General features: G+C 33.9%; 22 protein-coding genes. 1 reads left to right on the top strand and 21 read right to left on the bottom strand.

Annotated elements, in window-relative coordinates:
* Nucleotides 1-6: 6 nt before the first annotated feature.
* The 14 genes from dnaJ to BMX09_RS05070 form a co-directional block, all read right to left on the bottom strand.
* A complete protein-coding gene (dnaJ, locus tag BMX09_RS05135; protein ID WP_089746632.1) occupies nt 7-1146 on the bottom strand; it encodes a molecular chaperone DnaJ in 1140 nt (379 codons plus the stop codon).
* Nucleotides 1147-1306: 160 nt separating this feature from the next.
* Nucleotides 1307-3127 carry a molecular chaperone DnaK gene (gene dnaK, locus BMX09_RS05130; protein WP_089746631.1) on the bottom strand — a complete coding sequence of 607 codons (1821 nt, stop codon included), beginning with the start codon at nt 3125-3127 and terminating at the stop codon, nt 1307-1309.
* A gap of 30 nt (nt 3128-3157) precedes the next feature.
* Nucleotides 3158-3706 (bottom strand): nucleotide exchange factor GrpE, encoded by a 549-nt coding sequence (grpE, locus tag BMX09_RS05125; RefSeq protein ID WP_245711129.1) that lies wholly within the window; start codon nt 3704-3706, stop codon nt 3158-3160.
* A 16-nt stretch (nt 3707-3722) separates the two neighbouring features.
* Nucleotides 3723-4766, bottom strand: coding sequence for a heat-inducible transcriptional repressor HrcA (gene hrcA / locus BMX09_RS05120; protein ID WP_089746629.1), 1044 nt, complete (start codon nt 4764-4766; stop codon nt 3723-3725).
* A gap of 387 nt (nt 4767-5153) precedes the next feature.
* Entirely contained in the window at nt 5154-6986 is a 1833-nt protein-coding gene (lepA, locus tag BMX09_RS05115; protein WP_089746628.1) for a translation elongation factor 4, read from the bottom strand.
* A gap of 33 nt (nt 6987-7019) precedes the next feature.
* A complete protein-coding gene (gene mgtE / locus BMX09_RS05110; RefSeq protein WP_089746627.1) occupies nt 7020-8348 on the bottom strand; it encodes a magnesium transporter in 1329 nt (442 codons plus the stop codon).
* Between the two features lie 249 nt (nt 8349-8597).
* Nucleotides 8598-9542, bottom strand: coding sequence for a LacI family DNA-binding transcriptional regulator (locus BMX09_RS05105; protein WP_089746626.1), 945 nt, complete (start codon nt 9540-9542; stop codon nt 8598-8600).
* 17 nt (nt 9543-9559) lie between these two features.
* The gene (locus BMX09_RS05100) at nt 9560-10981 is read right to left on the bottom strand and encodes a polysaccharide deacetylase family protein (RefSeq protein ID WP_177159546.1); all 1422 of its coding nucleotides are present in this window, start codon (nt 10979-10981) and stop codon (nt 9560-9562) included.
* A gap of 11 nt (nt 10982-10992) precedes the next feature.
* Nucleotides 10993-11445 carry a Fur family transcriptional regulator gene (locus BMX09_RS05095; RefSeq protein WP_089746624.1) on the bottom strand — a complete coding sequence of 151 codons (453 nt, stop codon included), beginning with the start codon at nt 11443-11445 and terminating at the stop codon, nt 10993-10995.
* A 341-nt stretch (nt 11446-11786) separates the two neighbouring features.
* Nucleotides 11787-12809, bottom strand: coding sequence for a branched-chain amino acid aminotransferase (locus BMX09_RS05090; protein ID WP_089746623.1), 1023 nt, complete (start codon nt 12807-12809; stop codon nt 11787-11789).
* A 24-nt stretch (nt 12810-12833) separates the two neighbouring features.
* Complete coding sequence (locus tag BMX09_RS05085) at nt 12834-13313, bottom strand: YajG family lipoprotein (RefSeq protein WP_089746622.1); 480 nt, start codon at nt 13311-13313, stop codon at nt 12834-12836.
* Nucleotides 13314-13425: 112 nt separating this feature from the next.
* Entirely contained in the window at nt 13426-14817 is a 1392-nt protein-coding gene (locus BMX09_RS05080) for an MATE family efflux transporter (protein ID WP_089746621.1), read from the bottom strand.
* Between the two features lie 142 nt (nt 14818-14959).
* The gene (gene murB / locus BMX09_RS05075; RefSeq protein ID WP_089746620.1) at nt 14960-15859 is read right to left on the bottom strand and encodes a UDP-N-acetylmuramate dehydrogenase; all 900 of its coding nucleotides are present in this window, start codon (nt 15857-15859) and stop codon (nt 14960-14962) included.
* A gap of 14 nt (nt 15860-15873) precedes the next feature.
* Nucleotides 15874-16821 carry a Gfo/Idh/MocA family protein gene (locus BMX09_RS05070; protein WP_245711128.1) on the bottom strand — a complete coding sequence of 316 codons (948 nt, stop codon included), beginning with the start codon at nt 16819-16821 and terminating at the stop codon, nt 15874-15876.
* A 427-nt stretch (nt 16822-17248) separates the two neighbouring features.
* Between BMX09_RS05070 and BMX09_RS05065 the strand changes: the two genes are divergently transcribed.
* On the top strand, nt 17249-19879 hold the full coding sequence (locus BMX09_RS05065) for a cation-translocating P-type ATPase (RefSeq protein WP_089746646.1): 2631 nt from the start codon (nt 17249-17251) through the stop codon (nt 19877-19879).
* A gap of 71 nt (nt 19880-19950) precedes the next feature.
* Here BMX09_RS05065 and BMX09_RS05060 read toward each other — a convergent pair whose 3' ends face one another.
* Genes BMX09_RS05060 through comGA form a run of 7 tightly spaced genes read right to left on the bottom strand, consistent with a single transcriptional unit; the run spans nt 19951 to nt 24231 of the window.
* Entirely contained in the window at nt 19951-20400 is a 450-nt protein-coding gene (locus tag BMX09_RS05060) for a hypothetical protein (protein ID WP_089746619.1), read from the bottom strand.
* Nucleotides 20390-20941, bottom strand: a complete 552-nt coding sequence (locus BMX09_RS05055; RefSeq protein WP_089746618.1) for a prepilin-type N-terminal cleavage/methylation domain-containing protein — start codon at nt 20939-20941, stop codon at nt 20390-20392. Before BMX09_RS05055 ends, BMX09_RS05060 begins: the two co-directional genes overlap by 11 nt.
* The gene (locus tag BMX09_RS05050; RefSeq protein ID WP_089746617.1) at nt 20898-21326 is read right to left on the bottom strand and encodes a hypothetical protein; all 429 of its coding nucleotides are present in this window, start codon (nt 21324-21326) and stop codon (nt 20898-20900) included. The genes BMX09_RS05055 and BMX09_RS05050 overlap by 44 nt, the downstream gene beginning before the upstream one ends.
* A gap of 52 nt (nt 21327-21378) precedes the next feature.
* The gene (comGD, locus tag BMX09_RS05045; RefSeq protein WP_089746616.1) at nt 21379-21822 is read right to left on the bottom strand and encodes a competence type IV pilus minor pilin ComGD; all 444 of its coding nucleotides are present in this window, start codon (nt 21820-21822) and stop codon (nt 21379-21381) included.
* A gap of 12 nt (nt 21823-21834) precedes the next feature.
* Nucleotides 21835-22137 (bottom strand): competence type IV pilus major pilin ComGC, encoded by a 303-nt coding sequence (comGC, locus tag BMX09_RS05040; protein ID WP_089746615.1) that lies wholly within the window; start codon nt 22135-22137, stop codon nt 21835-21837.
* The gene (gene comGB, locus BMX09_RS05035) at nt 22137-23174 is read right to left on the bottom strand and encodes a competence type IV pilus assembly protein ComGB (RefSeq protein WP_281242679.1); all 1038 of its coding nucleotides are present in this window, start codon (nt 23172-23174) and stop codon (nt 22137-22139) included. The genes comGC and comGB overlap by 1 nt, the downstream gene beginning before the upstream one ends.
* The gene (comGA, locus tag BMX09_RS05030) at nt 23164-24231 is read right to left on the bottom strand and encodes a competence type IV pilus ATPase ComGA (RefSeq protein ID WP_089746613.1); all 1068 of its coding nucleotides are present in this window, start codon (nt 24229-24231) and stop codon (nt 23164-23166) included. Before comGA ends, comGB begins: the two co-directional genes overlap by 11 nt.
* Nucleotides 24232-24523: the final 292 nt, after the last annotated feature.

Genomic DNA, 24523 nt, shown 5'->3' with positions numbered 1-24523 from the left:
TTTACATTATTTTTTAAAAGCGTCTTTTACTTTTTCAAAGAATGATTCTTCTCCTACTTCAGTTCCTGCTTCTTCAGCAAAGACCTTTAATGCTTCACGTTGCTTATCTGTTAAGTGTTTTGGTGTAACCACTTGTACTTCTACATGTTGGTCTCCCTGACCAGTGCCATGTAATTTTGGTGCACCTTTGCCACGTAAACGGAATACCGTACCGCTTTGTGTTCCAGCTGGTACTTTTAATTTAACTTTACCATGAACAGTTGGGACATCAATTTCATCACCTAGAGCTGCTTGAGCAAAGTTAACTGGTAATTTATAGAAAATATCTGCACCGCTACGTTCAAAGATATCACTTGGCTCTACACGGAAGACAACATATAAATCGCCATTAGGTCCACCATTAACCCCAGCTTCACCTTGACCACGTAATGGCATTTGGTTACCATCTTCAACTCCACCCGGAACATTTACTGTAACTGAGTGTTTTTCATCGGCAAATCCTGAACCATGACATGTTGTACATTTTTCTTTAATTTCTTTACCTGTACCTTGACAAACATCACATGTCGCTTGAGTCATTACTCGACCAAATGGTGTTTGGCGCTCAACATTGATAATCCCCTTACCATGACATTTAGAACATGTTTCTGGGCTTGTACCTGCTTTTGCACCAGTTCCGTGACATGTTTTACATTCTGCTTGGCGATGATAATGAATAGTTTCTTTTTTACCAAAGATTGCTTCTTCAAATGTTAAGTTCATTACATATTGTAAATCAGCTCCTTGACGTGGTGCGTTTGGACGTTGGCTACGACCACCGCCGAATCCACCACCAAAGAATGATTCAAAAATATCTTCAAATCCACCAGTAAATCCTGCTCCACCACCACCGAATCCGCCACCGAATCCGCCGTTAAAGTTAGGATCTGTTGCAGCATGACCATATTGATCATAAGCAGCACGTTTTTGTGCGTCACTTAATACTTCATAAGCTTCTGCTACTTCCTTAAACTTTTCTTCAGCTCCAGCTTCCTTATTGATATCTGGATGATATTTTTTTGATAATTTACGATACGCTTTCTTAATCTCTGCATCTGATGCATCTTTGGAGACGCCAAGAACTTCATATAGATCTCTTTTTGACAATCTGTCTCCCCCGTTCTAATTTTAAATATGCAGCCAAAACACTCACAACTAAACGCATGAGTGTTCAGGTGCATTTCATAAAACCAAAGCAAGTGAATCCCTCCCCTCGCTTTGGCTTTATTCGTTAGTTATTTTAACTTATTTGGTCAGTTTAGTCGAATTATTCGTCTACTTCTTCAAAGTCTGCATCCACTACACCATCTTGTGCTGGTTCTTCAGATGCGCCTTGAGCTGCTTGTTGTGCTGCTGCAGCTTGTTCGTATAATTTAACTGATAAGTTTTGAACGATTTCATTTAATGCATCGCGTTTTACTTTCATTTGTTCTAAGTCATTAGCTTCTTGAGCTGCTTTTAATTCGTCACGAGCATCTTCAGCTTTTTTAACTTCATCTGCATCAACTTTACCATCTAATTCTTTTAATGTTTTATCAACAGTGAAGATTAATTGGTCAACTTCATTACGTAAGTCAACTTCTTCTTTACGTTGTTTGTCGGCTTCTGCATTAGCTTCAGCGTCTTTCACCATACGTTCGATTTCTTCATCTGATAAACCTGAAGAAGATTTAATTGTGATTGTTTGTTCTTTTTGTGTTCCTAAATCTTTAGCACGAACATTTACGATACCGTTTTTATCAATATCAAATGTTACTTCGATTTGAGGAACTCCACGAGGTGCTGGTGGAATATCAGTTAATTGGAATCTGCCTAATGTTTTATTATCTTGAGCCATTGGACGTTCACCTTGTAAAACATGTACATCTACTGCTGGTTGGTTATCAGCTGCTGTAGAGAATACTTGTGATTTACTTGTTGGGATTGTAGTATTACGATCGATTAATTTAGTGAATACACCACCCATAGTTTCGATACCTAATGATAATGGAGTTACGTCTAATAATACGATATCTTTCACATCACCAGAAATTACTCCACCTTGGATTGCAGCACCCATAGCTACTACTTCATCAGGGTTAACTGATTTATTTGGTTCTTTACCAGTTTCTTTACGTACAGCTTCTACAACTGCAGGAATACGAGTTGATCCACCTACTAAGATTACTTGGTCGATTTCTGATTGGCTTAAACCAGCGTCTTTTAATGCTTGACGTACTGGAGTTTTAGTGCGTTCTACTAAATCTTCTGTTAATTGGTCAAATTTAGCACGAGTTAATGAAACTTCTAAGTGTAATGGTCCTGCTTCACCAGCTGTAATGAATGGTAAGCTGATTTGTGTTGAAGATACGCCTGATAAGTCTTTTTTAGCTTTTTCAGCTGCATCTTTCAAACGTTGCATAGCCATTTTATCTTGTGATAAGTCAATACCGTTTTCTGATTTGAATTCAGCTACTAAATAGTCGATGATTTTGTTATCAAAGTCATCCCCACCTAAATGGTTGTCCCCAGCAGTTGATAATACGTCGAATACGCCATCACCTAATTCAAGGATAGATACGTCAAATGTACCACCACCTAAGTCAAATACTAAGATTTTTTCTTCGTGATCAACTTTATCTAAACCATATGCTAATGCTGCTGCGGTTGGTTCGTTAACGATACGTTCTACTTCTAAACCAGCGATTTTACCAGCGTCTTTAGTTGCTTGACGTTGAGCATCATTGAAGTAAGCTGGAACTGTAATAACTGCTTTAGTTACAGGTTCGCCTAAATATTCTTCAGCATAGCCTTTTAAGTATTGTAATGTCATTGCTGAGATTTCTTGAGGTGTATATGACTTACCTTCGATATCGATTTTGTGTGATGAATCCCCCATGTAACGTTTAACTGATGCTACTGTATTTAAGTTAGTAACTGCTTGACGTTTAGCAACTTCACCTACTTGGATTTCACCATTTTTGAATGCTACGACTGATGGTGTTGTACGGTTTCCTTCTGGGTTTGGGATAATTTTTGCTTCTCCACCTTCTAATACTGCTACAGCAGAGTTTGTTGTACCTAAGTCAATACCAATAATTTTACTCATATTTATTCACTCCTATTTTTATCTATTTTATTATTGAGAAACGATTACCATTGCTGGTCTTAATACACGGTCTTTCAAGATATAACCTTTTTGGAATTCTTGTACAACCATATCAGCTTCTTGTCCTTCTTCAGCCGGTATAGCTTGAACAGCGTGATGTTTTGTTGGGTCAAATGGCTGATTTAATGCGTCGATAACTTCAATGCCTTCTTCATTTAAAGCATGTTGGAAACCTTCATATACCATTTCGATTCCTTTTTTCAATCCTTCAGCTTGTTCGCCTTCAACTTCAATCTGTAAAGCACGTTCGATATTATCTAATACTGATAATAAATTTTGTGCTAATGATTGAGAGCGATATTTCGCTGCATCTTGGCGTTCTTTGGCGTTTCTTTTTTGAATGTTTGAAATTTCTGCAGATAAACGGTAAACTTTATCGTTCAATTCTGCAACTTGTTGTTCTAATTCTTGTTCTTTTGTTAAAACAGTTTCTTCTGTTACGACTTCTTCTGTTTCAACAGCTTCTGATTCTGTAGATTCATTTGTTAAATCTTCCACTTTTTCTTCGTGGTTTTCCAAAACCTCATCTCCTTTATTATCTTTGTCGCTCATAATATTGATTCATACTAAGAGATAACTCTTGTCGTAAGCTATCTACTATTGAGATAACTTTTTGATATGGCATATTAACTGGTCCAAGCAATGCTATCACGCCTTTATCATTGGTTGGCGTATCATAGCAGGCAGTGATTAAGCTGAATTCTTCCAATAATGGATTATTCATCTCAGAACCAAGGCGAATCTGTATACCATTAGTATTGGTTGTTACTAATTGATGAAGGATATCGCTATCTTCCATTAATCGGTAAACATCTTTTAATTGCTCAACGTCTGAATGACTATCAATATAATTCAAAAGATGTCTTTTACCAGCTACATGTAACCGATCCTTTTCAAAATGATTCACCATTTCATTAATAGCATTAACAATCAAAATTTGTGATTCGATATATTTTTTCATTAATAATGGAATATCTTTTTTTAAGCGGTCAATTACTTTGGATAATGGTAAGCCCACTAATTCTTCATTCATTATTTTGACGATGCGTTCTAAATCATCTTCCGATACTTGAGATGGAATACTAAAGACTTTATTCTCAACATATTCCTTATCAGTCACTAAGATTGCCATTACTTGCGTTGAACTTAAGCGCACCAATCTAAAACCTACTAACCGACTAGAACTTAATTCAGGTCCCACTGAAATACAAGTATAATTCGTTAATGTCGCTAAAATATCAGCTGACATATGAAATAATTCTTGCATCTCAAACATCGGATTTTGTAATTTAGATCGAATGCTTTCTTTTGTTTGCGGTAATATTTCGGCTGGTTCTTGTGGAAGAATATAGTCTAAAAAGAATCGATATCCTTTATTAGATGGAACACGTCCAGAAGAAGTGTGATACTTTTCTAAATACCCTAATTCTTCAAGCTTCATCATCTCATTACGAATGGTTGCCGAACTATATGGTAAATCTGCAGCCTTCATCAATTTTTTTGAACCAACTGGCTCCAAAGTTTCAGTATATAACTGAATAATTAAACGTAGGATTAGCAATTGTCTGTCGGTTAACACCTAAAATCACCTCTCTTTAGCACTTGACTAATATGAGTGCTAATCACATTAATAATGTACCATGATGGTCAAAGTATGTCAATAATAAAACACTAAGACTTTTGACTGATTTTCACTAGTTCATAAGTCTTTAAAAAAAAAGCCTAAAAAATTACTCTTAACGAATTATTTAGACTTATTCTGGAATTTGTTTTGTTTTTTATATTATTTTATCAAATAAGACATTTATTGGTGAAACCATGTATTGCTAGATCATAAGAGATTTCTTGCCAATACCTCTTCAAAAGAAAAAGCTCTCAAATACTCACGAATCCTTAACGTAAGTGTTTGAGTGCTTTTCACAAACTTTGTACCACTACGATACATCATTTTTATACTTTTATGTTTTTATTTTGTTTCTTCGTCATTTAAGTTCAATACAGACATAAAGGCTTCTTGTGGTACTTCTACTGAACCAACTTGTTTCATACGTTTTTTACCTTCTTTTTGTTTTTCTAATAATTTACGTTTACGAGAAACATCCCCACCATAGCATTTAGCCAATACATTTTTACGTAGGGCTTTAATATTTGTACGAGCGATAATTTTATTACCAATTGCTGCTTGAATTGGCACTTCGAATTGTTGTCGTGGAATTAATTTACGTAATTTTTCGGTAATAGCTTTACCACGACCATATGCGAAGTCTTTGTGAACGATAATACTTAGCGCATCGACTACTTCAGCATTTAACATAATATCCATCTTCACTAATTTACTTGGACGGTAACCAATCAAGTCATAATCTAATGACGCATATCCTTTTGTGCTTGATTTCAATGTATCAAAGAAGTCAAAGATAATTTCTGATAGTGGCATTTCATAAATGACATTGACACGATATTCATCTAAATAATCCATTGTAATAAAGTTACCACGTTTTCTTTGACAAATTTCCATTACAGCACCAACATATTCATTTGGAACCATAATAGATGCTTTAACATACGGTTCTTCAATTGATTCAACTGTTGATTGGTCAGGCATTTCTGCTGGATTAGAGACAACAACTTCTGATCCATCTGTTTTTTGCACATGATAAATTACAGATGGAGCTGTTGTGATTAAATCTAAATCGAATTCACGTTCTAAACGTTCTTGAATAACATCCATATGTAATAATCCTAAAAATCCACAACGGAAACCAAATCCTAATGCTTGTGATGTTTCAGCTTCAAATTGTAAAGCTGCATCATTTAATTGTAATTTTTCTAAAGCTTCACGTAATTCTACATATTTTGATGAATCAATTGGGTATAAACCACAATAGACCATTGGATTCATTTTGCGGTAGCCATCAAGTGGTGCTGTAGCTGGATTATTTGCTAAAGTTACTGTATCACCAACTTGTGTGTCTTGAATTGTTTTAATTGAAGCAGTAATATAACCTACATCACCAACCATTAAGTAATCACGTGAAATTGGTTTTGGTGAAAAGATTCCCACATCAACAACATCAAATTGTTTACCATTGCTCATTAATTGAATGGTATCACCCGGTTTTACAACCCCATTTTCGATACGTACATTTAAAACAACTCCACGATATGCATCATAAACTGAGTCAAAAATTAATGCTTGTAATGGTGCTTCTAAATCGCCTTTTGGTTCTGGTACTTCGGTGACGATTTGTTCTAAAATCTCTGGAATACCAATCCCTACTTTAGCACTAGCTAAGACAGCTTCTGAAGCATCAATCCCAATTACATCTTCAATCTCTTGACGGACACGTTCTGGGTCAGCAGCTGGTAAATCAATTTTATTAATAACTGGAATAATCTCTAAGTCATTATCTAAAGCTAAATAAACATTCGCTAAAGTTTGCGCTTCAATCCCTTGAGCTGCATCGACAACTAAGATAGCTCCTTCGCAGGCTGCTAAACTACGAGATACTTCATAAGTAAAATCGACATGTCCTGGCGTGTCGATAAGATGGAAAATATATTCAACCCCATCATTTGCTTCATAGGTTAATTCAACCGCATTTAACTTGATTGTGATCCCACGTTCACGTTCTAAATCCATTGAATCTAGTAATTGAGCCTGCATTTCACGGTCAGCTACTGTATCAGTTGCTTGCAAAATACGGTCAGCTAATGTTGATTTACCGTGATCAATATGAGCGATAATCGAAAAGTTTCTAATACGTTTTTGTCTTTCTTTCATTTGTTCAATATTCATGTGTTACTCCTTATTCTTGTTTGGTTTCCAATTTTATAAAAATGGTAAAAATAATCTTGCTAAGCTTAAAAAGACGACAATTCCCACTATATCTGTAATTGTTTTAACAAACATGGTTGAGGAAATTGCTGGATCTAATTTTAACAGGCGCAATAGTAAAGGAATCACAAAACCTAAAACTGCACCAAATAATAAACTAATCATTAAAGCTAACAACATAATCACTGATAAATAGAAATTACGACTAAATAAAAAGATAATACCAGCTGATAATAGTCCAGTAATGACACCATTTATTAAAGCTACACCAATTTCTGAAAAAATATATTTCTTATCTTCTTTAAATGTTAACTGTCCTGAAGTCATTTCTTGGGTAACTAATGCTAAAGTTTGTGAAGCGGAATTCTCACCCAAACCAGTAATGATTGGTAATAGCACCGCAAAAATAACCATTTGCGAAATCACATCTTGATAGAACGCCACAAAACCAACCGCAATAAATGCCGTAAATAAATTAATTAATAAAGAAGGCGTACGTTTTTTTATAGACTCCAAAATCGGACTATCCAAACTAGCCCCCTCTTGAATCCCACTCATCAATAATAAATCTTCATCATATTCATCTTGCATAACATGTAAAATATCGTCACTTGTAATAATCCCAATTAACACTTTTTTAGCATTCACCACCGGTACAACCGATAAATCATACTTGGCAGATACTTTTGCAACCTCTTCTTGGTCGACGGTTGGATCGACAGTAATTAAATTCGTCTGCATAATATCATGCAAACTAGTATCTAATGGATGAGTAAATAAACAACGAATATCTATCCAGCCAATCAAACAATTTTTGAGTGATGTGACAAAGATTGTATTAATTACTTCCGTATTTGGTGAAATCTCATGTAATTGTGTTAAAGCTTCCTCAACCGTTAAATGTTCTTTCATCGTAATAAATTCGGTCGTCATAATTCCCCCTGCTGATTCTGGATCATAATTCAACATTTTTCTTAATGCATCCTGCGAGGAACTCTTCATCATATTTAAATATTTTTTTCGAATGCCCACTGGTAAATTACCTAAAATATCAACAATATCATCATTTGACATATGATTAAATAATAATATCACCCGTCTAAATGGTAACTTCTCTAACATTCGTAATTGTGACTCTGGCTCAGATACTTCAATAATTGAAGCTAGCCTTTTATTTGAAATAGTTGACATAAAATTCTTCAATGTTACCTCATCAACTTCTTCTAACCCTAATGCGATATCAATGGGGTAGTTTTGATTTAATAACTCTCTTATCTTTTTAACATCATTATCGGCAACTATTTGTTGGATTAATTCTTTCACTATCCCCACTCCTTTACCAATATTTCTAATAAGTGTTTCTTATATAGTATAGCATAAACACCGATGTATAAAAAACTTTATTTCATTCTTGGTTGAATTTTATCGAGAGTGAACTTTATTTACGACAAATTCAATAAGAAGGGATCTCTACTAGACTACATAAAACTACTCACTTGCCTTCCTGCTGATAAATAAAAAGTGATTGAGTAACCACTCTTTTGAAAGAAGTTATCACAATCACTTTATTTTTTATTTTGTCGTTCCACGTACAACCATTTTAGCTTCATGCATCATTTCTTTTTGGGTTAACTCTTCACCTTCAATTAAAGCCATCAATTGCGCAACGCATATTTTTCCCATTTCCACTACATCTTGCTTCATTGTAGTTAATTTTGGGGCAGCTATTTGATCAAGAAATACGCCATCAAATCCAATAATACCATAATCATCAGGAATTTTTTTGCCTTCTAATAATAATTGTCTTTCTATCCCAATTGCAATTCGATCAGATGCACAGATGAAACAAGTATTTTCTTGCCACTTATCAAAATTTTCTATTAATTTTGCAGCAGATGAAGAATGATTATCAATACGAGTAATATTAGCTTCTAATTGCATTAATTCCATTGCTTCTAAATAGCCTTTTTCACGTGAGGCTTCAAACTTTTCTGGTACATCAATACCGATAAATTGAATCTTCTCATAGCCACAACTTTTAGCATATTTTGTTGCAAAACGTGTCGCTGCTTGATTATTAGAATCAACATAAGGGATATGATAATCATTTTCCCCAAATAACACAACGGGCTTTTTAATTTTTTGAATCCACTCAAAATCATGTTCTTTCATTCCCGTTATAATATAGCCATCACAATCACCTAAATTAAGTGAGTTCTCAGTAACTAATTGTAGTGCATATTGATAGCGATCTAATTCTTTGGCTATGCCCATTACTAAATTCATAAAATAAGGCTCAGTTGTATCCATTTCTTCAAGAATCAAAACTTTTACAACTAATGTCCGGTTTTTGGCTAGTGCTTTTGCTACAGTATTGGGGCGATAATCTAATTCCTTCATTGCTTGATAGACTAAATCTTTTAATTCCTGTGTTACTAATTCTGGATGATTAATCACCCTAGATACTGTCATTTTGGATACATTAGCTTTTTTCGCTACATCTTTCAAAGTAGTGATAAGACACTCCTCCTTTACTACTCACCTTCATAAGAAATACTATCTTTTTGATCAAAATATAATGTCATTGGATTTAGTGGTTGATGATTCATTAATTCATCAACTGTTACTAATTCATAACCTTCAGAAGTTAAATAAGTTAACATTTCCGGTAGAGCATCGACCGTTGTTTGATGAATATCATGCATTAAAATAATCGCACCACTATACGCAAATTCCTTAACAATTGCGTTGATTTTTGCTGGATCATGACTTTGCCAATCTAATGTATCAATTGACCAATTAATCGCTGGTAACTGTGCAGCAAGAGCAACTTTATGATTATATGCTCCATATGGTGGTCGTAAGGCATTAGAAGCTACTCCACCACTCGCTTTTAAAATAGCTGCTTGTGTATCATTGATTTGTTGCGCAATTTCTTCAGGTGTTAATTTTGTTAATTGTGGATGATTGTATGAGTGGTTTGCTAATTGATGTCCTTCAGCCACCATCCGTTGCACCAAATCTTCATTACCAGGTACATTTTTACCTAACATAAAGAATGTCGCTTTAGCATGATATTCGTTTAATAAATCTAATACTTGGCCAGTTGTTGTGCTTTTTGGACCATCATCAAATGTTAATGCAATCATTTTGCGGCCTTCGTTAGCTTTTAACTGTTCTTGGTAAGAATTATAAGCAGCTGATAATAGACCCGATGTGAACTTTTCATTAACAATAGGCATTAAGTACATCCACTCAATCGTTTCATCTGTTAAAGAGGCATCTACTTGGCTTAATTGTAAGCCTAAGTAGTCATCAGTTAAAGTAAAAGGAATCGTTTGCCAAGTATCTTCAGTGAATACTTTAGACAAACTTGCTTGCTTTTCTTCTTGATTCTCCTCGGCTAATGTCTTTTTAATTAATAATTCAAAAATAGCTTGTTTAGCTGCTAATTGATCCATAAACACGTTCGGCAACGTCACCAATTCATTTGTTTCCTTATCTAGATACATTGTTGCGATGATTTGAGGGTCATTTTTATGATAATGGTGATTGACTAGGTTATAACTTGTCTCTTCTATCATAATAGTACTAATAGCAGCATCAGCATCTTGTTTTGTTGCATTAATGAATACTAAATTCGTAGCTGTTTCTACTGTACCATTAGCTACTTTTTCTGAATAAGCTGTCATTTTATCAGCAAGCGCTTGAATCGGTGCACCATCCTCATCTAGTGGAATAAATGTTGTAATAACTGTATTATTTATTTCTTTCTTATCTTGAGTAACTGAAAATGAACTTTCTGCTGAACTTTTTTCCGTCTGCATAATTGTTTCATATTCTTGATTCTGTTGATGTTCCTCGATAAATCGTTTACCAAAAAAAACAGCAACTCCTAGTAAAATAAGTCCAATAATAATATATACTGATTTTTTTGACGATCTTCTTTGTTCCATATACATAAAATTTAAACCCTTCCTCTACTATTCATTTTTTCTGTAGCACATCTTGGACAGATACCATAAACCTCCATACGATGATGCGTCACCTTAAATCCAGTTAACTCTTCAGCAATTTCTTCTACATCAGAAAGAATCGGATAAAATAAATCTTCTATACAACCACATTTTTCACAAATCACATGATAATGTTCTGTTGAAGAAAAATCAAATCTACTCGCATTATCTCCATAAGTCATTTCCTTAACAAATCCATAAGATGTAAATAAACGCAAATTATTATAGACTGTTGCTACGCTCATTTGCTTATACTCTTCAGATAACGCTTGATAAATATCATCTGCAGTAGGATGTTTATCAGATTCAGCCAAAAAATTCAAAATAGCTTCACGTTGCGGCGTAATACGTACGCCATCCTGCCTTAACTGAATAATAATGTTTTCTACCATTATATTTCTCATTTCCACCATCCCTTATCTTTATTAATTTACAATTGAACTTTCCTAGATTGTGAACAATCCACACAGCTAAAGTTTTGGATATTGATTGGTGATATAAGAACTGTCTACTGATCTACCAAAGCTATTTCTAATGTCAATTATATTTTTTATATTTCAAGTATATTACAGCTTAAACTATTTGTAAAATATATTTATATCTTCTGATACTCCAATGACTAAAGCTTTTTGGGTTCTTATATACACAGACTTGCAAACATACTCGAAAGCTTATCTCATAAATAAAAAAAGGTCTTGCCTTTACTGGGGGTAACCAATAAATAAGCAAGACGCTTAAATAATTATTATACTTTTGTAATCCAACCGGTTGGGGCTTCTACATCGCCATACTGAATACCTACTAATTCATCATATAATTTTCTAGTTAATGGTCCCACTTCTGTTTCTGAATAAAAAACATGGAAATCATCCCCATACTGAATACCGGCAATGGGTGAAATAACAGCAGCCGTACCACATGCACCCGCTTCAGCAAATTGGTCTAATTGATCAATATAGACATCGCCTTCACGAACTTGCAAGCCTAAACGATTCTCTGCTAACCATAATAATGAATATTTTGTAATACTTGGTAAAATTGACGGTGATAAAGGTGTAATAAACCAACCATCTTTTGTAATACCAAAGAAGTTTGCTGCACCAACTTCTTCAATTTTAGTATGTGTTGCTGGATCTAAATAGATAGCATCACTAAATGAACGTTCTTTTGCTTTTTTACCAGCTAAAAGACTCGCAGCATAATTCCCGCCAACTTTAGCAGCTCCAGTCCCTACTGGTGCAGCACGGTCATAATCAGATACCACAAAATTAGTTGGGGTTAAGCCACCTTTAAAGTAAGCTCCCACCGGTGTGACAAAAATAGAAAAAATATATTCATCAGCGGGTTTCACACCAACATTATCTCCCACACCAATCATAAATGGGCGAATATATAAACTTCCACCTGTTCCATATGGAGGAATCCAGTGTTCATTAGCTTTTACAACTTTTTTAACAGCTTCAATAAATTTATCTTCTGGGTATTCTGCCATTAATAAACGACGACAAGAACGCATCATACGACGAGCATTTTCTTCTGGACGGAATAAATTAATACTACCATCTTTACAACGATAAGCTTTTAATCCTTCAAAACATTGTTGGCCATAATGAAGTGCTGTTGAGCCTTCACTAATATGTAACATATTATCTTCTGTTAATTGTCCTTCATCCCATTTTCCATCTTTATAATGTGAAATAAAACGTAAATCTGTCTTAATATAATCAAATCCTAATGTTTTCCAATCGATATCTACTTTTTTATCCATTTCTGCATCCCCTTTTATTGATCACTATGAAATAACTTGGTATTCTCCTGTTATCTCATCCATTTCTTCTAATGTATCTGTTGATTTTGTATATTTAAAATAGCCATAATTAACCACTTTATCTTCTTGATTTTCACGAATATTAATCGTTACCGTATCTGCTGTCTTTTCAACAATCATCATTACAAATTGATCCGTTAATAAAATATTTTTCGTTTGTTCGATTTTTGCAATGGCTTGTTTTGCGATAGGATCAACTTCAACCGCTGTTCTTGATTCACTACTTTCTTGATTGTTTATTGCTGATTCCTCACTTGGTTTAGTTGATTCAACGACTGTATCATCACTTGATTCTACTGGTACTTCTTTTTCACTTACTTGATTACTTGGATTACTTGCTACCGATACTGTATCACTAGAATTTAATGTTTCAGGTGTGATTTGCCCACAACCTGTTAACATTACACTAAATACTGTTAGTAAACAAATTTGAGTTTTTTTCATACAGCGCTATCTCCTTTCGATGTTCTTATCCATTTTACCATTTTTTTAAATATTTGGTGAATGATTTTCTAAAATTAATAAAAATTTATATCCTCGACTAATTTTTGAAACATTATCGAATTTTAATATGCTTCCATTTACCCGTTTTAAAGCGTCCAAAGATAATTGCCCATCGAATTAATTGATCAATCAAAACAGCATACCAAGCTCCTGCTAAACCTAGTGCTAATACCTCAACAAAAAGATACCCTAAGCTAACACGAACAACTAAAATTCCTAAAAATGTTGAAATTAACGTCCAAACCGTATCCCCTGCACCACGCAAGACACCTGTTAAAATCAATTGATGCGCCTGAAATGGTTGAATTAACGCCACAATTGATAGCGCTATAACCGTATTTTGAATAATAATAGGACTACCCGTATATAACGACGCAATGTCTCGACCAAATACAAAGAATACCACTCCCATAACACAAGAAAAAATAATTCCTAAGCGACTAATGGTTCTTGCATAGCGAACAGCTTTATTGGAAGATTTTTCTCCTAATGATTTACCAACCAATGAAGAAGCTGTAATCGCAAAGGCTTGCCCAGGAGAAAATGATAATGATAATACACTTAAGGCAATCTGATGGGCCGCATAGACATCCGTTCCTAAACCTGAAACAATTCTTAAAAAAGTCATGACACCTAAACGAAGTACTAACTGCTCACCAGCAGAAGGCAAACCAATTGACACAAAATTCAACATAATATTCTTCTTAAAAACAAACTTTTTCTTTAAGTCAAATGGAATAACTGATTTACCTGATAATAAATAGCTAAACGTTAATATTAGTGCTAATAAATTGGCACAAGCTGTTGAAATTCCTGCCCCTACAACTCCTAATGCCGGGAACCCAAAAGCTCCATAGATCAAGACATAATTTCCAATAACATTAAAAAAGTTCGCAATTACATTATTTTTCATTGGTATTTTTGTTTGACCGATTCCTCGTAAAGCAGCAGTTATCGTAAAATTCCACGCTTGAAAAACAAACCCTACCATAATAATACGAAAATAATTTAATCCCGTTTGTAAGGCAATTGGCTCTGCTCCCATTAAACTTAAGATTGGTTTTGCAAAAATAAAACCTAAAATAGCTAATGGAATAGCAAAAAATACCATAGCAATAATCATCACGTGCTTTAAGACTGATTCCATTCGATGATATTTTTTAGCTCCATAATATCTAGCAATCATCGCCGTTCCACCAATATTCAAGGCTTGAATTAAACTCAACCCTAAATATAACGGTTGATTCGTCATTCCAACCGCCGCAACCGAAGCAGAAGCAATCTCTTGATTAGGCATTTTACCAAGCATCATCATATCAATCATACCAAATAAAGAGCCTAACAATACTTCTATTAATACAGGCCATGCAATTGTCATAATATCTTTTCGTATTTGTTTTTGATTAATCGCCAAATGATTAACCGAATCACCATCACTGGTCATGATACATCTACTCCATTCTAATAATGAATTTATTTATTATAGTTCTATCCATTATAATAGCAAAAAGAAGCATCTACAAGTTTTAGACACTCCTTTTATATACAATCTATTCAATTCTATTAATTTGGTACTTTTTTAATCATTAATCTTCACCAATAATTCTAACTTCTGTTTCTAAGGCGACTTGATTAATATCCCAAATTTGTTCTTGGACATAATGAATTAATGCTAAATAATCACTCGCTGTAGCATGATCAACATTCACAATAAATCCAGCATGCTTAGTTGATACTTGTGCACCACCAATTTGTTTGCCTTGTAAGCCAGCATCTTGAATTAATTTACCTGTATAATAGCCTTCTGGACGCTTAAAGACACTACCACATGATGGATATTCTAGCGGTTGTTTACTCTCACGCATCTCTGTTAATTCATCCATACGAGCACTAATCTCTTTTTTATCACCTCTTGTTAAATTAAAACAGGCTGCTAATACAATATCATTTGTCTCTTGAATCAGACTATGACGATAACTAAATGCTAATTCATCATGATAATAACGCTTAAATTCACCTTCGCAAGTCAACACATCCACATACTCAATCACATGGTCCACTTCTCCACCATAGGCACCCGCATTCATAAATACTGCGCCACCGATACTCCCCGGAATGCCACAAGCAAATTCCAAACCAGTCAATTGAGCATCACGTGCAGTTGCGCTAGTATCGACTAATAATGCGCCTGCTTGTGCAATAATGCGATTCTCTTTCACGATAATATCATTCATCTCAGATAATAAAATAACCGCTCCCTGTATGCCACCGTCACGGACAATCACATTACTAGCATTACCTAGAATTGTCATTGGTACTTTTTCTTCCTTTAACCAATTCACTATTTCTTTAGCTTCTTCATTGGACTTTGGAAAAACTAACCACTCTGCTTTTCCACCTGTTTTAGTATATGTATACTTACTTAGTGGTTCTTCAAATAAAATTTTTACTTCAGGAAACTTTGCTAATAGCAAATCTTTTTTCATAATTAAACCCATCCTTATTTTCTAAATGCTTTTGGTAATGTAAAATTAATAAATCCTTCTGGTGCTTTTGCTGTACTAATGCGATCACAAATTAAATGTGTTAATAAACTCGAACTAGCAGACACTGGATTTTCTTTCGTTTCAATGGCTGTTACGAATTCTTTAACAATCGTTTCAAATCCACGTTTATATAGAGGAGTTGCCCATTCATCAAAACCTTCTTTAATAATATCATCCCCTTGATAAATGGTTAAATCAGTTAAATTTTCCAAATGATACGTACCGCCTGTCGATTGAACTTCAATAATTTCGCGATTAGCTCCTGATGCTAAATTAATTCCCACTACTGCAGTTTGATGCTTTGTTTCGATATAAACTTCACACTGCTCAATTTTTTTACCACGTTTTTTATAATAGAAAGAGCCCTTTTGCGGCTTACCATCTAATAGGTATAAAGCTGTATCAATTGGGTGAATAAATGTATCAAAAATAACATCACGTAACTGTCCGCCTTGATCAATATAATTTTTTTCTACAACAATTTTATTTTTTTGCGGCACTTGCTTTAACTCTTGTACTTTTGGGGTAAAACGACGATTAAATCCCGCCATTAAAACTGTTTCTTTTTCATTTGCTAATGTGTATAATTCCAAAGTATCTTCAAAGTTATCAACAACTGGTTTATCCACATATACCGGGATACCTTTATTTAAAAATGCTGATACTAAAGTATAATGTGCTGGAGTTGCAACATGAATAAATACTCCATCTAATGGTAATTGCAACATCTCTTCTAATGAATTACAAGGAGTTGCGCTCCCAAATAAACTTGTTTCTTCTTTTAATATTTCTTTATTACGTGAATAAGCATACCATTTCACATTTTTAATTGTTCTCATAATTGGTAAATATGCTTTACGGGCAATATTACCAAGTCCTATTACTCCAATATTTAACATCATTATGATTACCTCCATATTGTGCATAACTTACTCTTTATTTTACCATAATTTCGATTAAATAATTAGAAAAAGCCAGAATTATTTTTATCTTTATTAATTTCTACTATAAAGTAACGCTCTCATAATATCATATTCGCTGAAATTAATAAAATTAACCGTCATTTTCTTGCAAATCCCCCCATTATCAGTTATAATATTATGCATACGATAAATCTATCTCCATAAGGGAGTAACTAGCAGTAATACTGTGATAATCCCCAACAACGACAAGTGATTTTTCACTGGGGTTATCTTAAATAGTGAGACTTATGCAGAAATGTTCTTTAACATGCTGCATAGGGCTCTTTTTTTATGGAATAGCGCTTATCAATTTATATTAAAGGAGTGTTAATCGTTGGAAAACAAAACAAATCAAGTCTTCTATACAATGACGGAAGACGAAGCTTTACAAGCAGTACATTCTTCTAAAGAAGGTTTAACATCAGAAGAAGCCAAAAAGCGTTTAGCTGAAAATGGTGCAAATGAATTAGAGGAAGGAAAACAACGCTCTCTATTCGAAAAATTCATGGACCAATTTAAAGATTTCATGATTATCGTATTACTAGTAGCTGCAGTCGTTTCATTATTCGTTAATGAATCTGGAACACCAGACCCTTCAGATGCTATTATCATTTTAGCGGTTGTTATTTTGAATGCTATTCTTGGTGTCTTCCAAGAATCAAAAGCTGAAGAAGCAATCAATGCTTTGAAAAAAATGGCCTCACCTGTTGCTAAAGTATTACGTGACGGACATATCGTTCATATTAATAGTGAAAACCTAGTCGTTGGGGATATCATTGTCTTAGAAGCTGGAGATGTTGTACCGGCTGATATGCGTTTAATTGATGTCAATACCTTAAAAGTTGAAGAAGCAGCTTTAACTGGTGAATCAGTTCCTGTTGAAAAACATATTGGTAAAAAAGATACAGTCGATATTACAATTGGAGATCGTAACAATATGGTCTTCTCAAGCACAAATGTCACTTATGGTCGTGCTACTGGTGTGGTTGTTAATACTGGTATGAATACAGAAGTTGGTAAGATTGCTCATATGTTAGTCAATACAAAAGAAAGCAAAACGCCACTTCAAGAAAACCAAGACTCATTAGGTAAAACATTAACAATAATGATTTTAGTTATTGCAGTATTAATCTTTGTTGTTGGTATGTTAAAAGGTAATGAATGGACTCATATGTTATTAACAGCAATTGCGATTGCAGTTGCAGCGATTCCAGAAGGTTTACCTGCGATTACAACAATCATCCTAGCATTAGGAACACAAAAAATGGCTAAACGTCATGCGATTGTTCGCAAATTACCTGCCGTTGAAACATTAGGTGGTGTCGAAATTATCTGTTCCGACAAAACAGGTACCCTAACACTTAACCAAATGACTGTTGAAAAAATGGTTTATAATAATCAAATTCATGAAGCAAGTGAAGAAATTATGCTTTCAAATAGTGCATTACGTGTTATGAACTTAGCAAATGATACAAAAATTGCTCCAGACAATAGCTTAATTGGTGACCCAACTGAAACAGCAATGATTCAATTTGGTTTAGACAAAAACTATGATGTTCGTCAAGAATTAGAAAACATGCCTCGTATTGGCGAAGTACCTTTCGATTCTGCTCGTAAATCAATGTCTACTGTTCACAAATTAGAAGATGGCCGTTTCTTTGTTGCTACAAAAGGCGCACCAGATATGTTATTAGATTTAGTCACTAAAATCGAATTAAATGGTGAAGTAATTGATATTACTGACACTCATAAAGAAGAAATTTTAGCCTTAAATAAAGAAATGGCGACACATGCTTTACGTGTCTTAGCTATGGCTTATAAAACAATTGATGAAGAACCTGCCAATATGGATGCTGATACAGTTGAAAATAATCTAGTTTTTGCTGGTTTAGTAGGTATGATTGACCCTGAACGTCAAGAAGCACGAGACGCCATTAAAGTAGCTCACGAAGCTGGTATCCGTACAATCATGATTACTGGTGACCACAAAGATACAGCACAAGCAATCGCTAAACGTTTAGGTATCTTAGAAAAAGATCAAGTTGGTGGTGTCTTAACTGGTGCCCAATTAAATGAATTATCTGATGAAGAATTAGCAAATTCAATTGAAGAATATTCAGTCTACGCACGTGTATCTCCACAACATAAAGTTCGTATCGTAAAAGCATGGCAAGCAGATAATAAAGTTGTTTCAATGACTGGTGATGGCGTTAACGATGCACCTTCACTAAAACAAGCTGACATTGGTGTTGGTATGGGGATCACTGGTACTGAAGTATCTAAAGGTGCTTCTGATATGGTCCTTTCTGATGATAACTTCCAAACAATTGTTGTCGCAGTTGAAGAAGGACGTAAAGTATTCTCTAATATCCAAAAAGCTGTTCAATATTTATTATCTGCTAACTTTGGTGAAGTAATGACTCTATTCATCGCAACAATGGCTGGTTGGTCAATTCTTGAACCAGTTCATATCTTATGGATTAACTTAGTAACAGACGTATTCCCTGCTATCGCTTTAGGTTTAGAAGAATCTGAAAGTGATATTATGAAGCATAGCCCTCGTGGTAAAGACTCTAACTTCTTATCAAATGGTGTCTTACCAAGTATTTACTATCAAGGTATTTTAGAAGGTGGTATTACTTTATTCGTTTACTGGTATGCATCTCACCAAGCTGGTTGGGAAAATGCTGTAGCTGAAACAATGGCATTTGCGACTTTAGGATTAATTCAATTATTCCACGCATTTAACGTTAAATCAGTCTACAAATCATTATTCACAGTTCACGCATTTAAAAATAAAATGTTTAACTATGCTATTTTAGTATCAGCAGCTATGTTATTAGTTGTTTTATTAATTCCAGGCTTAACAACATTCTTTGACTCTGTTTCTTTATCTGGAACACAATGGGCAATTGTTTTAGCTTCATCATTCGCAATTATTCCAATTGTTGAATTAGCTAAAGCCTTTATGCGCGCAATTGGTATGGATAAAAAATAATTTTATTATTAATTAAATTAACAACAAAAGACTTGAATCACAATTTTAAACTTGTGGCTCAAGTCTTTTTCTTATTCTACTATCTGATATTCGTATTCCACTTTTTCACTTGGTACTAATTCAATATCATAGATTGTTTGTTTAGTGCGGCCATTCGCTAATTGCGCTACTAATAAACACTCCCGATAAAAATGGCGTTCCGTTTTCTGATTCTTAATATTATGAATATCTTTTACTTTTGTCTTTTCTTCACAAGTAATCAACACCTCCCCTTGTGGAAAAACAAGTTGCGTAGGTATTTGATACATTACTTCCTCGCCACTTTGCTCCTTAGACAAAGCATTATGCAATTCTAAACAACTAATTTCTAACATAATATCCATGCGATAAGTATCCTCTAAAATGTGATATTGTAATAAATTAGACTTTCGAATTGACATCACCATCGTTAAAGCCGTAGTAATAAACACTAAGATAATCATAATTGGCACCATTAATGAGCCTCTTTTTTTAGTCTTCATCCTCACTCACCTCATTACTATCTACTGGTGGTTTTATTTTATATACTTTCTTTTTTAAAATTATTTGCTCCAATTGAATCGCATGAGTTGCCGGAGTAAAAGAAGCTTCAAATGTATGTTTCCATGGCATTTCACAAGTTAAATCGATACAATCTGATTGTTTTTTTAAAGAAAATGTACGATACTGATTCACTAGTGCTATATACCCATCGTTTTTTCTAAAATAAAATGATTGATTGCCACTAATTTTTAATGAACCACTCACGAAATTCTCTTCACTTTTAGAATGATAGAGCATCCTAGGATTGTGACTATAAAGCTTCATTGAATCGTCTTCAAAATGCATTCCCATTGTTATATCATGCAACTGCACCATCGCTAAATGCCATTCCAAGCCATCTGGCACACGCAAATATTGGTCTGTCTTTTTAATTAATTGCATACAAGTCATTAATAAGACTAAACACAGCATAAAGACACCCAATGCAATAATTTGTTCAATCAATGTAAAGCCTGATTGTTTCTTGACTGGTAATTTCATAGTTAAACTCTTCCTTCAAAAATTCACTTTCTATTTTTAGATTAGGAATCCTAACACTTGGACTTTTCTTAGTAGTCGTGGTGATTGTTTCTGTAACGTCTAGTATGTCATAATCTTGATATTTCTCTTCTGGCAATATTTTATCACTTACACTATTTTTATCCTGCTCGATTGCAACAGGAATACCTGACCAAACTTCTATCCGTTTAATATCTGATAAATATAAATTAAAAGTATTTAATCTCTCTGTTTTTTCTTCTTCAAAGCTAGTAATTTGCAAAAAAGCTATCGAGACTAACATTAAGACGACTACCGTAATACTCAAACAACAAAACGCTTCAAATAAAACAAATCCACGCTCTTTCCACTGAACTTTAAAAAACAACTCCTCACCTCTTTTTCCTCATAACAATATTCCCACTCACTTTATACACCCACTAATAAGGTAAGGGAGTTCGCTCAACACTATACCTTCCGCTTGCTGGTTGAATTTTATAAACAATCTTTTCTTTTTTATTCCGAAAAGCTATTCTACCAGCCTTGGATGGTGTACCAGTGTGCTTTTTAAATACTAAATCATAATTCGTTACTAATTCAAGACTGGGTGGTAATGTGATTATTCTTGTTAAGTCGTCTTGGCCTGCTACCTTAAATTCAATTCGATTGATAGGTGGTTTAATAAAATGAATAAAGCTATTCTGATCTGTTGCTAAAGCATTTGTTTGATGAACCTTTAAAAAATTCTCAAAATCACTAAAAAATAATTCTTCTTGATAATGCTCAAATTGACTTTTTTGAACAGTTGGAACTAAAAGAATCATCACACATAAAATACTTAATACAACTAATAACTCAATTAATGTATAGCCTGGTTTTTTCATTGTGTTCTAAACCTACTCGCCATCATTTTTTGCTCTATCAATAGCCTCGGTATAAGCCTTACTTTGGTCTGTTGTAATATAGTCTTTACTTTCCATATCTCCTAGCACTTCTGATACATTCCCTGAATCAGTACCTCCTTCATTCAATAGATATAATTGGTATTGATCTTCCACAACCCTAATAATTGCAGAATCTGTTTTTTCAATGGCTTTTTCCCTTTGACTAGATAGATTAGGAATCAATAATAAGGTTAGCAAACCAATAACAAATAACACCACTAACATCTCAACTAAAGTAAAACCTCTTTTTTTCATTAAAATTCTCCTCCTTCTAAAATCGTCAATGTTGGTAATAATAAAACAATATAAATTGATACAATCATTAAACCGACAAAAATAAATAAAATTGGCTGAATCCAAGTAATTTTCTTCTCAATATCTTTAACAAAATCATTTAATAACTTCTTAGAATACTGTACCAACTTAATCTCTAATTGACTCGTTAAACTCGCTTGCATCACTAACCAAACTAACTCTTCTTTAAAAAAAGTAATCTTCTCTAAAGCTTGTGCCATATCTTCTCCACGCCTAAATTCAGCCTGTAAATGAGCTGCAATTTCTTTTGTTAATGCACTTGTTCCAGGAGTTTGCATTGTCTCAACCATTTGTAGTAAGGATTGACCATTTGCCAAAAAATAAGAAAATTCTCGTGCATATAAAAATGTATAATATTGTAAGATAAAGGATTTAACAACTGGAAACTTCATTAAAAAATTCAAACCCTGCATTTTATTACAGTGATGCAAATGATAACGAATAAGACTTAAGACACATAAAAAGGTGACTAATAACACCAATAATATTTGTGGTAAATACTCTAAGAAAAAGATCGTTGTACTCGCTAATTTATTTTGGTGAAGCGCTTCTTGATTAACCATCCTCATTAATTGTGGTAATAAAATCTGTCGAATAGCTATTAATAAAGTCATAATAAATAGTAATAAAATAATTGGATAGGCAATGGCCTGTAATAACTTACGGCGTTGCTTACGCTTTTCTAATAATAATTCTCCCAAAGTAATTAATGATCTTGCAAAATCCCCATGTTGACTAGCTAAATAAATTTGCGAACATATCGTATCATTATACCCACAATCAACTAAACTTTCATCTAAACGATACCCTTGTGCTAACTTTTCTTGAATGCCATCAATTATCACTGATTGCTTTTTAAAAAGAATTTTTGAAAAAGTTACAGCCTCATAAATAGAAAAGCCTTTTTCCATTAACTCTCCCAATTGAATTAAAAAGATAGCTTTCAAATCGCCTTTAAATCTATTGCTAGAATACATAATATCTTTGGTAGGTCTCTTCTGAAATATATCCCAATGCATAAGCCTTCCTCAACTTATCATTTAAAGTCGTAAAGTGTAGTTGTTGTGTTTGTTCTTTGTTAACACGTAATAGTTCTTTTAATTCCTTAGTGGTTAAAATTTCAAAGATGGTTCCCTTTTTTTCAGCTAGTGGAATATGATTACAATAGATAGAGCATTCTTTTTGGCAAAGTGGGCAACGCCTTTGTAGTAGTCGTTGTGAACATACAGCTAATAATGTTTGTTCTAATAAATTTTTTGAAATGCCTAATTCAATTAAACGACTCAATACACCAATTGTATCCTTAGCGTGAACCGTCGCAATTAATAAATGACCTGTTAAAGCACCCCTAATAGCCATTTTCGCAGTCTCCTCATCACGGATTTCGCCAATCATTAAAACATCTGGGTGATGCCGTAATGCACTCTTAATTAAGACATCATAGCTAACACCCGCTAATTCATTTACTTGGGTTTGTAAAAAGATTGGTTCCGGTATTTCAACAGGATCCTCCATTGTTATCACTTGCAAATTCCTTTTTAATGCTAAAGAGCGTAATAATTGATAAATCGTTGTTGTCTTTCCCGAACTAACTGGCCCTGAAAATAATATCAAACCACTCATCGACTGGGTTAATTGACTCAAACGCTTCAAATCTTCTGGAAAAAACGTATATCCTACTTGTTGATTCATTCCTTTTTGATGAACTTGATGTAAGACACGAATAACTAATGACTCTTGTAATAAATAATTCGCAATCACAGAGATGCGAAGTTCAAGCTCTTTATTATCCGCCATCTTAATCGATAAAGCTCCAGTTTGAGGTCTCCTTTTTTCACCAATATCCAAGTTAGCTTGATATTTCATAAAAGAAATAAAACGACTTGCCTGCTCAATAGAAATTTTTTTAATGGGTTGTAAACCGTTTGTTAACCGTACCAAAAATTGGTAATCATTATCTTTTGGCATTAAATGAATATCATCTACCCGATACTTAATCGCCTCCCTTAATATTTCTTGAACTAGATTTTCCATATGATTCCCCCCTTTATTCACCTAGTCATTTAAATATACGTAAAAAAAAGCAGAAAAGTTTTTTTCTTTTCTGCTTTTTTAATGGCTCTTTGTCAAATAGGGTTGATGGAGTGGAAATAGAGATCATACAGTATTATCTGTATGATTTCTTTTTTTACTTTTTTATTGTATATATCCATCATTAAAAAAATTTAGTGCTCAAGTGAGTACAGTTCCTATAATTATCAGCTGAGTGTAGTAATGCATGTTTTTTGTTGTTTTAATTGCATAAATAGTTATTATGTTACGATAT

Source organism: Granulicatella balaenopterae, from assembly GCF_900111135.1.
Classification (GTDB): domain Bacteria; phylum Bacillota; class Bacilli; order Lactobacillales; family Aerococcaceae; genus Granulicatella; species Granulicatella balaenopterae.
The sequence above is the reverse complement of the archived record's forward strand: the minus strand, read 5'-3'. Positions and strand labels throughout refer to the sequence as shown.

Coding starts and splice junctions, on each gene's coding strand:
- BMX09_RS05085 (WP_089746622.1), bottom strand. CDS start 13,313: ATGAAAAAAACTCAAATTTGTTTACTAACAGTATTTAGTGTAATGTTA.
- dnaK (WP_089746631.1), bottom strand. CDS start 3,127: ATGAGTAAAATTATTGGTATTGACTTAGGTACAACAAACTCTGCTGTA.
- BMX09_RS05060 (WP_089746619.1), bottom strand. CDS start 20,400: ATGAAGACTAAAAAAAGAGGCTCATTAATGGTGCCAATTATGATTATC.
- comGA (WP_089746613.1), bottom strand. CDS start 24,231: ATGGAAAATCTAGTTCAAGAAATATTAAGGGAGGCGATTAAGTATCGG.
- BMX09_RS05080 (WP_089746621.1), bottom strand. CDS start 14,817: ATGACCAGTGATGGTGATTCGGTTAATCATTTGGCGATTAATCAAAAA.
- comGC (WP_089746615.1), bottom strand. CDS start 22,137: ATGAAAAAAAGAGGTTTTACTTTAGTTGAGATGTTAGTGGTGTTATTT.
- BMX09_RS05090 (WP_089746623.1), bottom strand. CDS start 12,809: ATGGATAAAAAAGTAGATATCGATTGGAAAACATTAGGATTTGATTAT.
- BMX09_RS05070 (WP_245711128.1), bottom strand. CDS start 16,821: ATGATGTTAAATATTGGAGTAATAGGACTTGGTAATATTGCCCGTAAA.
- BMX09_RS05055 (WP_089746618.1), bottom strand. CDS start 20,941: ATGAAATTACCAGTCAAGAAACAATCAGGCTTTACATTGATTGAACAA.
- comGD (WP_089746616.1), bottom strand. CDS start 21,822: ATGAAAAAACCAGGCTATACATTAATTGAGTTATTAGTTGTATTAAGT.
- BMX09_RS05095 (WP_089746624.1), bottom strand. CDS start 11,445: ATGAGAAATATAATGGTAGAAAACATTATTATTCAGTTAAGGCAGGAT.
- BMX09_RS05065 (WP_089746646.1), top strand. CDS start 17,249: ATGACGGAAGACGAAGCTTTACAAGCAGTACATTCTTCTAAAGAAGGT.
- murB (WP_089746620.1), bottom strand. CDS start 15,859: ATGAAAAAAGATTTGCTATTAGCAAAGTTTCCTGAAGTAAAAATTTTA.
- BMX09_RS05100 (WP_177159546.1), bottom strand. CDS start 10,981: ATGGAACAAAGAAGATCGTCAAAAAAATCAGTATATATTATTATTGGA.
- comGB (WP_281242679.1), bottom strand. CDS start 23,174: ATGTATTCTAGCAATAGATTTAAAGGCGATTTGAAAGCTATCTTTTTA.
- lepA (WP_089746628.1), bottom strand. CDS start 6,986: ATGAATATTGAACAAATGAAAGAAAGACAAAAACGTATTAGAAACTTT.